Source organism: Archangium sp. (assembly GCF_036388035.1).
Classification (GTDB): Bacteria; Myxococcota; Myxococcia; order Myxococcales; family Myxococcaceae; genus Archangium.
In genome coordinates this window covers 1-8,609 of the sequence record NZ_DASVSO010000493.1, presented here as the reverse complement: position 1 = coordinate 8,609, position 8,609 = coordinate 1, and the positions used below count along the sequence as shown (strand labels likewise).

Sequence of the window (8,609 nt, the reverse complement as noted above, 5' to 3'; positions counted from 1 at the left end):
GAAGGGCTTGGGTATTACACCAGAGACGTCCAGGTGTTCCCACTGCCGATGCCCGTCACCGCCCACCTTGGCCGTCAGGAAGATCACCGGGATGTCGCGCGTGGCCGGGTCCTCCCGGAGGGCGAGGACAGTGCTGGGGCCGTCCATGCCCGGCATCATCACGTCGAGCAGCACGGCGTCGTAGGCGCCGGCCTCCAGCGCGGCCAGCCCGCGTCCTCCGTCGGGCGCGTGGGAGACGGTGATGCCGTTCTGCCCGAGGTACTGCGCGAGCAGCTCGTACATCCGGGTGTCATCGTCGATGAGGAGGACGCGGGTGGCCATGGGCGGGGTCCGACTCTAACGCGGGCCGGGCTCGGCCGGAGCGTCGATGGCGGGCGCCTGGGCCTGGGGCGCGGGGGGCGTCGCGGTGGGAGGCGGGGCCCACCGCTCCCTGTGGGAGTTGTAGTTGTAATCGTAGCCCCGCCCGTGGTGGCACCCGCCGTACGGCGAGCCGTAGCGGTGCCAGCGGTAGAGGCTGGCGAAGCCAGAGGAGTAGCCGGCGAGGGTACCGAAGGCGAGCAGGGCGATGAGAACGCGGCGGCGCATGGTGGGTTCCTTTCCTGTGTCGGGGTGGAGGACGGCTCAGCAGCGCGAGTAGCCACCGCGCCAGCCGCCGCCGCACCCGCCTCGGGCGTAGCCGTAGCCCCAGCCATGCTCGAGCAGGTCGGCCAACTCGCGCCGCTGCCTGGCGTCCAGCGCCTCGTGGATCTTCGAGAGCGAGGTGCGCAGCGTCTTGCGCAGGTTGTCGACGAGCTCGTCATGCTTCGCGTCCAGCTCGCGCAGGCTGGCCGAGTCGAACGTCTCGCCGCGCAGGGAGCGGGCGATGGCGGCGCGCGTGGCGCTCAGCTCGTCGCGCATCTTCTCGAAGGACTCGGTGAGGTCATCTGCGGCCTGCACGAGGACCTTCTCCTGGCCGGGCGAGGTGTCCAGGCGCTCGAAGAGCCAGCGCATCCGGCCGCGCCAGCTCCGGCGGCCACCGGGTCCACCGTAGCGGTGGTGCCAGCGGCCGCGCCGCAGGGTGTAGAGGAGGCCGGCCAGGCAGGCGGTTCCGAAGACGAATCCGAACATGTGCTGCTCCTTCCGTGAGCGGCCGGGCGGTCAAGGACCCGGCATCCATCGGTTGGTGTAGAAGGTACGGGGGGGGTGTGAAGCGGGCGCCCAGTACTTATGAAGAAGTGTGAAGGTGGCAGGGAGGAATGGGGTGTCCGCGGGGGTCGTTGGTACTCGCAGGCACCCCTGGGTTCGGGGTGTTGGCATCCCCATGTCCGGGATGTCCGTTCGGCAGTCCGCAGAAAGCAGGGATGTGCATGGCTACGGGTACTGTGAAGTGGTTCAACGACGCGAAGGGCTTTGGCTTCATCGCGCCGGATGACGGTGGCGAGGACGTTTTCTGCCACCACTCCGCCATCAACATGGATGGCTTCCGCTCTCTCCAGGAGGGCCAGAAGGTGCAGTACGAGGTGACGCGCGGCCCCAAGGGACTGCAAGCACAGAACGTGCGCACCGCGGGGTGAGGCTGTAACGCGATGGCCTTCGGGCCATCATCCCCTTCGCGCCCGCTCTCACCCCAGAGGAGAGAGCGGGCGTTTCCATTGCGGGGTCCGTGTGGCCCGGCGCTCCTTACCTTGTCCGGCAAAGGACAACCGCCAGCGTGCGCGAAGGAGCCAAGATGGGCGACACGAGTGTGAAGAAGGTTGACTCCCACTTCTCCCCCAAGGGGCAGATGGGACAGAAGTACCTGGCCGGAGGCATCCGGGTCTCCATGCGCCTGTGGGAGAACGAGCAGCCGGCAGAGCCCCTGCCCCCCAGTGCGCGTGACTACGAGACGGTGGGCTACGTCATCAAGGGCCGCGCCGAGCTGCACCTGGAGGGACAGGTGCTGCTGCTCAACCCCGGGGACTCGTGGCTCGTGCCCAAGGGCGCCAGCCACACGTACAAGATTCTCGAGGCGTTCACCGCGGTGGAGGCCACCAGCCCGCCGGCGGGAGTGCACGGGCGCGACGAGAAGAGCCCCACGGGAGAGGCCAAGGCCTGAGCAGCACCGTGCGAGGGAAGGGGAGTGGGCCCTCCTGGATTCGAACCAGGGACCAATCGGTGATGAGCCGGGAGGGAGCGGGTTGGCAGGGGCTCGCCGCCCCTGTCACCGGCCCGCGATCTGCGGAAAGAAGTGGGGTTCCCCACGGGTCGGCAGCGGTGTCGGTTGGCACCGCTTCCACCGCTGCGTGCGACTGGCCGTGGTGCGCCGGTGGTGCGAATCCTGGTGCGGCCGGTGGCCCCGCCGATGCTCAGGTAGAGACGCGGCACCGCGACGCTCTGGTGACGCATGTGCTGCCGCTGGTCGCCCGGATCACTGGCTCACCCCCTTGAGCACGATGCACGCCGGCTCCGCGGCCACGGCCGGGTCCGACTTCAGCAACAGGGCCGTCTTGGCTCGCTAGACCTGCCCGCACTTGCAGGTCGTGACCGTCTCACCGTAAAGGCACACAACCACGGAGGCCCCGTAGGGGCAGCCGATTCGCACCGCCAACACCTGGACGCTCGCCGCGTTCATGCCGCCTCCGGCAGTTACGACAAAAAGGCCGCGAGCTCGTAGTGGGAGGTGGCCAAGCTTGCCCGCTCAAAGAGCCTCCAAGTCCTTGGGACTTGGGGGCTTTTTCCTTTGTCACGGGGTGCTGGTGCCGTACCTTGGTGGCTCCTCTCCCGTCTGATGCAGACCGTGCTGCCCCTCAACGACCTCATCCCCACGCTCCGCAAGGTCATCCCTCGGTTTGCCTCGCAGCCGCCGGATCCCCAGCAGGAGCAGTGTATCCATCACGCTGCGAACGTTCCGCTCCAGATCGTCGCCGGTCCGGGCAGCGGGAAGACGACCGTGCTCGTAGTCCGCGCGCTGCGACTCGTGCTCGTGGATGGGTTACTCCCCGAGCAGATCCTCCTGACGACCTTCACGAATAAGGCTGCGGACGAGCTCCGGACTCGGCTCATCGAGTGGGGCTTCCTCCTCGTCGATCACCTCCGGGCGCACGGCTCCTCCGGCCTCAAGGCGCACCTGGCGAAGGTGGACGTCAACCGCTTCTTGACGGGAACGCTCGACAGCGTCTGCGAGGATGTGCTGCGGAGACTGCGCGCGCCCACGGACGCCGCGCCGGTCCTGCTGGAGGGCTTCGCGGCGAACGCGCTCATGCACCGCCGGGGCTTGACCGGGACGGTCTACAACGGCGGCACGATCGATCCGGATGTGGCGGCGTACCTCGCGGGCTTCACCTTCGATCGGACGAGCCCCTCGAACGTGGCCGAGCTCGTTAAGACCGTGCGCCCGCTGTTCGACCGCTTCTCGCACGACGTCATCGACCTGCAGCGATTCCGGACGCTGGCGACGCATACCTCCGCCCGCGATCTCCTCACGCGCGGGTACGAGGCCTACGTCCAAAACCTGCGCACCAACAATCGCCTGGATTTCGCCCTGCTCGAGAAGGCGTTCCTCGACCGGCTCTCCGCCAACCGGCTCGACAGGTTCACGGACGGACTCCGCGCCGTTCTCGTCGACGAGTATCAGGATACGAACCTGCTCCAGGAGAGCATCTACTTCCAGCTCTTCCGGAAGTGCAACGCGTCGTTCACCGTCGTCGGAGATGATGATCAGTCGCTGTATCGCTTCCGCGGCGCGACGGTGGAACTCTTCCGGGACTTCCGGAATCGGCTCGCGAGCGCCGTTCCCGGCACGAACGCTCAGCGCCTCGACCTCTTCCTCAACTATCGCTCCACGCCCGAGCTCGTCACCTTTTTCAACTCATTCATCGACAACGATCCCGATTTCCGCCCGGCGCGGGTCGCTCCCCCGAAGCCGGCGATCCAAGCGCGGCTGCCCTCGAAGGGTGTGCCCGTCCTGGGGATGTTCCGCGACAAGGCCGAGACGCTGGCGGCGGATCTCGCGTCGTTCCTCGACGATGTGTTCCGGGGGAACGGGCGCGTCGTTCAGTTCCAAGCGGGGCCTGTCACCATCACTCGGGATCCGAACGGAGGTGACTTCGGCGATGCCGTGCTGCTGGCCCACTCCGTCAACGAGTATCAAGCCGGGTTCATGGGGCAGCCGCCCCGGCCTCGCCTGCCCTGTTTCCTGCGGCAGGAGTTGGTCTCCCGGAACATCCACGTCTTCAATCCGCGGGGGCAGGCCCTGCGCGACATCCCGGACATCCAGCAGTTGATCGGCGCGATGCTTGAGTGCCTGGATCCGGCCGGGACGGTGCAGGCCTCGATGCGCCTGCGCCTTGAAGCCAAGCAACACCTCGATACGTTCCGGAACGCGTACGCGCAATACGCCGCCACGACCCCGCCTCCGACCAACCCTCAAGGCCTCTCGGCGTTCGTCACGGCCTGGGGACGCCGCCAGTCACAGTCCACCGCCGCCTGGCCGCGCGAGTGGCCCGTCCTTGAGTTGTGTTTCAAGCTCCTCTCGTGGCTCCCGCGTCTCCGGGACGATCCCGAGGGGCAGGTGCACCTTGAGGCGGTGACGCGCGCTATCAGTCAATCCGCGACCTTCTCGCCCTACCAGTCGCTCGTCCTCGTCGGTTCGGGGATTCACGACCGCCGCAGCGTGGAGAGTGCCCTGCGCGACATCTTTGTGCCGCTTGCCGAGAGCCTGATCGACGTCGACGAGGAGATCATGCCGGCGGTGCCACGGGATCGCTTCTCGCTGATGACCATCCACCAGGCGAAGGGGCTTGAGTACCCGCTGGTCATCGTGGACGTCGCCTCCGACTTCAAGACGAACCACGCGAAGAATCGCTTCAAGCGTTTTCCCGACCAGCCGAGCAATGTCGCCGAGATGGAAGACGATCTGGCGCCTACCTGCGCAGTCGGCGCACTCCGGCAGCAACGGATGCCCTTGCAACGTACCTACGAGGATCTCATCCGGCTCTACTACGTCGCGTACAGCAGGCCTCAATCGGTGCTCCTCCTCGTGGGCCTAGACCCCTGCTTGAAGTACTCGACCACGATCCACAACATCGCCACGTTCTGGAGACGGGACGGCTCCTGGCCCTGGGCAACCCCCTACTCGGGCCGGAGGCCCCCCGGCATGGCCAACGCGATTCCCCTGGAGTTGATCTGATGCTGGAGCGACGCCGAGAGCGCGAGCTGGTTCCCAACTACTCCCTCACGGGAGATCTCCTCTCGTTCATGCGCTGCGGGCTGCAGTACCGCTACCAGAGCGGCAGCGCCCTGCCGCCCTCGAGACCCGTGCAGATGTGGTTCGGCGAGTTCATCCACGGCGTCATGGAGACGGCCTACCGGCTCTGGAAGTCGAGCCAACCGCCGTTCCCCTGGCCTTGCTCGAAGACGCCCTACAACGCGGCCCCTCCTTCCAACCGCGCGGCCCACGACATCGGCGTCATCGGAGACGTCGTCGAGGCGACGCTCGCCGCTGCGGGGAAGAACCCCAGGAGCAGAGACCTGCGCGACAGCGCCTACGAGCGCGCCGAACGAGCGGTGAACGAGCTTGGCCCCCAGCTATTCCCGCTGGTGCAATCAGCCGAGGAGCGGGTCATCGGCACGCGCCCGCTCACCATGCCTGCGGGCATGAAGGGGCGCGCCCGGATGTACGAACTCCACGGGATCATGGACGTGCTGTCCTCGGTGACGGTAGGCGCCACCGGCGGCAACGCGATCTGCGACGCGGTGAGGGCAGTGGTTCCCAACCTGCCGTCTGGTGCCGAGATCATCGTTGACTACAAGGGCGCGGCGCGTCCCTCGACGGCTCATCCGTACTGGAAGCAGGGTGACTGGCAGCTGCAGATGTACGCGTGGCTTCGTTCGAAGCAGCCGAGCGCGGCTCCGGTCGTAGCAGGCGTGCTGATCTACATCAACGAGCTCGCGCTCGGTCAAACCGGCCTCGTCGAACTCCAACGCGACGTCAAGCACGGTCGTACGGACGTGCAGCCCGTGCCGGGCTCTCGCGACGATTACCTGCTGAGGACGTGGTCTCCCGGCGCGCAGACTCCGACCTTCTCCCTGGAGTTTCGGATGCAACGCGCCATCCGAGCGGTGCCCATCACCAATCCGAGCATGACCGCGGCGCTCGCCGCGTTCGACAAGGTCGTCGTTGACATAGAGTCGTGCGTCGCGCGAGAGGCCCAGCACGGGAAGATCATGGCCCACTGGCCAGCGTGCGGAGAGGATTCGACCTGCGACGCTTGTGACTTTCGTCACTTCTGCCCGTCGCCCGCCGCCGCTCGTAACAAGCCGGGCTATCAGCCTTCCGCCCCGGATACCCCATAGGGTCTCTCGTCGCGTTCGGAACGAGGTGACCGCAGGACCCATCTCCGCGCTGCCCTGGTGAGGTGTGGCTGGGGAGGAGCAGGCTCAAGTGCCGCCGCTGCGGACACGTCGAGCATTCGGCCTCCTCCGAGGTGCGCCGCTGCTCCATGGCGGGCTGCGGCTTCACGCTGTGGCCCTCGCCCAAGCCGCGCACCACCCGCTTCCACGACCTGCGGCACACCACGGCCACGTTGCTCCTCAAGGCGCGGGTGCCGCTGGCGGTGGTGCAGCGCATCCTCGGGCACTCCTCGCCCACCATCACGGCGGGCGTTTACGGACACCTCGACGTTGACGACATACGCGCGGGCCTGGAGCAGCTCAGTTTCCAGCCAGCCGAGGAGCCCCTTGCCGAGGTGCTCCCGCTGGCCGTGGGCGGCCCGCATGGTGCGCCGGTGGTGCGGAGTTCGGAAGGTGCGGGGTTCCGCTCCCGCGCCCCGGAGGAAAATCCCGAGGCACGGGGCGGAGTTACAGGGAGTGGGCCCTCCTGGATTCGAACCAGGGACCAATCGGTTATGAGCCGACAGCTCTAACCGCTGAGCTAAGGGCCCTCGAGCCACGCACGGACGGTGCCGAAGCACCGTTCTGACCGAGGGAACTATCGCGCACCCCGCGCGGGCGCAAGAGGGTGTCCGCGCGGGAGGTTCAGCGACTCACGCGCCAGCGCGTGCCCTGGCCCTCCAGGCGCACGCCCTCGGCCTTCAGCCGCCGGGCCTGCTCCACCGCCACGGGGGGCGCGAGCGTCCCGTCCGCGCGGATGACGCGCCACCAGGGCACGTTCTCCAACGTCTTCAGCTCCCGCCCCACGCCGCGCGCCGCTCCCGGCCGCCCCGCGTAGAGGGCCACCTGCGCGTACGAGCGCACCTCGCCCCGGGGAATGGCGCGCACCGCGCGGCGCACGGCCTCGGGGAAGGCGGGGGGCTTGTCTGGCCGGGGCGCCGCCTTCCCGCGTGCGCTCTTGCGTGCCGTCCCGCGCTGGGCCATGGCGGACCTCCTGAAACGACGAAGCCCCCGGTCCAGGAATGGAGCGGGGGCTTCTTCTTACGTCAGGGCGCTGCTAGTTCTCCACGAAGGAGCGCAGGCGCTTGGAGCGGCTCGGGTGGCGCAGCTTGCGCAGCGCCTTCGCCTCGATCTGGCGGATGCGCTCACGGGTCACCTCGAAGTCCTGGCCGACCTCCTCCAGGGTGTGGTCGCTCTTCTCGCCGATGCCGAAGCGCATGCGCAGCACCTTCTCCTCGCGAGGCGTGAGGGTGGCGAGCACCTTCCGCGTCTGCTCGGCGAGGTTCATGTTGATGACCGCGTCCGAGGGCGACACGAGGCTCTTGTCCTCGATGAAGTCGCCCAGGTGGCTGTCCTCCTCCTCGCCAATGGGCGTCTCCAGGGAGATGGGCTCCTTGGCGATCTTGAGGACCTTGCGCACCTTGTCGAGCGGCAGCTCCATCTTCTCCGCGATCTCCTCGGGCGTCGGCTCGCGGCCGATCTCCTGCACGAGGTAGCGGCTGGTGCGGATGAGCTTGTTGATCGTCTCGATCATGTGCACCGGGATGCGGATGGTGCGGGCCTGGTCCGCGATGGCGCGCGTAATCGCCTGACGGATCCACCAGGTGGCGTAGGTCGAGAACTTGTAGCCGCGCTTGTACTCGAACTTGTCCACGGCCTTCATCAGGCCGATGTTGCCCTCCTGGATGAGGTCCAGGAACTGCAGCCCGCGGTTCGTGTACTTCTTGGCGATGGAGATGACGAGCCGGAGGTTCGCCTCCACCATCTCCTTCTTGGCCTGCCGGGCCTCCTTCTCGCCCTTCTGGACCTGCTGGACGATGCGGCGGAACTCGCTGATGTCGACGCCCACATACTGGCCGACCGCCGCCATCTCGGCACGCAGCTCCTCGATCTTCGGCGCCGACCGCTCGATCAGCATCTGCCAGCCGCGCCCGGCCTTCTGGCCCATGCGGTCCAGCCAGGCGGGGTCGAGCTCGCTTCCGCGGTATTCGTCGATGAACTCGCGCCGGTTGATGCGCGCCTGGTCGGCGAGCTTCACCATCGCCGAATCGATGGTCATGATCCGCTTGTTGATGCCGTAGAGCTGGTCGATCAGCGCGTCGATGCGGTTGGTGTGCAGGTGCAGCGAGTTCACCAGCGCCACGATCTCGGAGCGCAGCTTCTGGTAGGTCGCCTCCTCGGCCGCGGAGAAGGTTCCGTCCTCGTTCAGCGTCGCGGCCATGCGGGCGTCCTGCATGTCCGACAGCTTGGCGAAGTCGCGG

Annotated in this window: 9 protein-coding genes, 1 tRNA gene and 1 pseudogene; 5 read left to right on the top strand and 6 right to left on the bottom strand. The window is 67.4% G+C overall.

The genetic code is table 11. From position 1 onward, the window contains the following. The 3 genes from VF697_RS19940 to VF697_RS19930 form a co-directional block, all read right to left on the bottom strand. A partial coding sequence (locus VF697_RS19940) for a response regulator (RefSeq protein WP_331097310.1) occupies positions 1–321 on the bottom strand: 321 nt, incomplete at its 3' end. A 15-nt stretch (positions 322–336) separates the two neighbouring features. Continuing rightward, entirely contained in the window at positions 337–585 is a 249-nt protein-coding gene (locus tag VF697_RS19935; RefSeq protein ID WP_331097308.1) for a hypothetical protein, read from the bottom strand. 36 nt (positions 586–621) lie between these two features. Next, positions 622–1,107: a periplasmic heavy metal sensor gene (locus VF697_RS19930; RefSeq protein WP_331097306.1), complete on the bottom strand. Its 486-nt coding sequence runs from the start codon at positions 1,105–1,107 to the stop codon at positions 622–624. Positions 1,108–1,346: 239 nt separating this feature from the next. Between VF697_RS19930 and VF697_RS19925 the strand changes: the two genes are divergently transcribed. The 5 genes and pseudogenes from VF697_RS19925 to VF697_RS43530 all read left to right on the top strand — a co-directional run. Then, entirely contained in the window at positions 1,347–1,553 is a 207-nt protein-coding gene (locus VF697_RS19925; protein WP_331097304.1) for a cold-shock protein, read from the top strand. A gap of 155 nt (positions 1,554–1,708) precedes the next feature. After that, a complete protein-coding gene (locus VF697_RS19920) occupies positions 1,709–2,074 on the top strand; it encodes a cupin domain-containing protein (protein WP_331097302.1) in 366 nt (121 codons plus the stop codon). A gap of 672 nt (positions 2,075–2,746) precedes the next feature. Further along, a complete protein-coding gene (locus VF697_RS19915; protein WP_331097300.1) occupies positions 2,747–5,146 on the top strand; it encodes an ATP-dependent helicase in 2,400 nt (799 codons plus the stop codon). Further along, positions 5,146–6,312: a PD-(D/E)XK nuclease family protein gene (locus VF697_RS19910; RefSeq protein WP_331097298.1), complete on the top strand. Its 1,167-nt coding sequence runs from the start codon at positions 5,146–5,148 to the stop codon at positions 6,310–6,312. Before VF697_RS19915 ends, VF697_RS19910 begins: the two co-directional genes overlap by 1 nt. Positions 6,313–6,458: 146 nt before the next feature. Then, positions 6,459–6,626 (top strand): annotated as a pseudogene (locus VF697_RS43530) (tyrosine-type recombinase/integrase); the annotation flags it as partial. Positions 6,627–6,826: 200 nt separating this feature from the next. Here VF697_RS43530 and VF697_RS19900 read toward each other — a convergent pair. The 3 genes from VF697_RS19900 to rpoD form a co-directional block, all read right to left on the bottom strand. Then, positions 6,827–6,899: transfer RNA gene (locus VF697_RS19900), tRNA-Ile, on the bottom strand. A gap of 94 nt (positions 6,900–6,993) precedes the next feature. Further along, positions 6,994–7,332, bottom strand: coding sequence for an MGMT family protein (locus VF697_RS19895; RefSeq protein ID WP_331097296.1), 339 nt, complete (start codon positions 7,330–7,332; stop codon positions 6,994–6,996). A 73-nt stretch (positions 7,333–7,405) separates the two neighbouring features. After that, positions 7,406–8,609: RNA polymerase sigma factor RpoD (gene rpoD / locus VF697_RS19890; RefSeq protein ID WP_331097294.1), on the bottom strand; the 1,204-nt coding region annotated here is incomplete at its 5' end.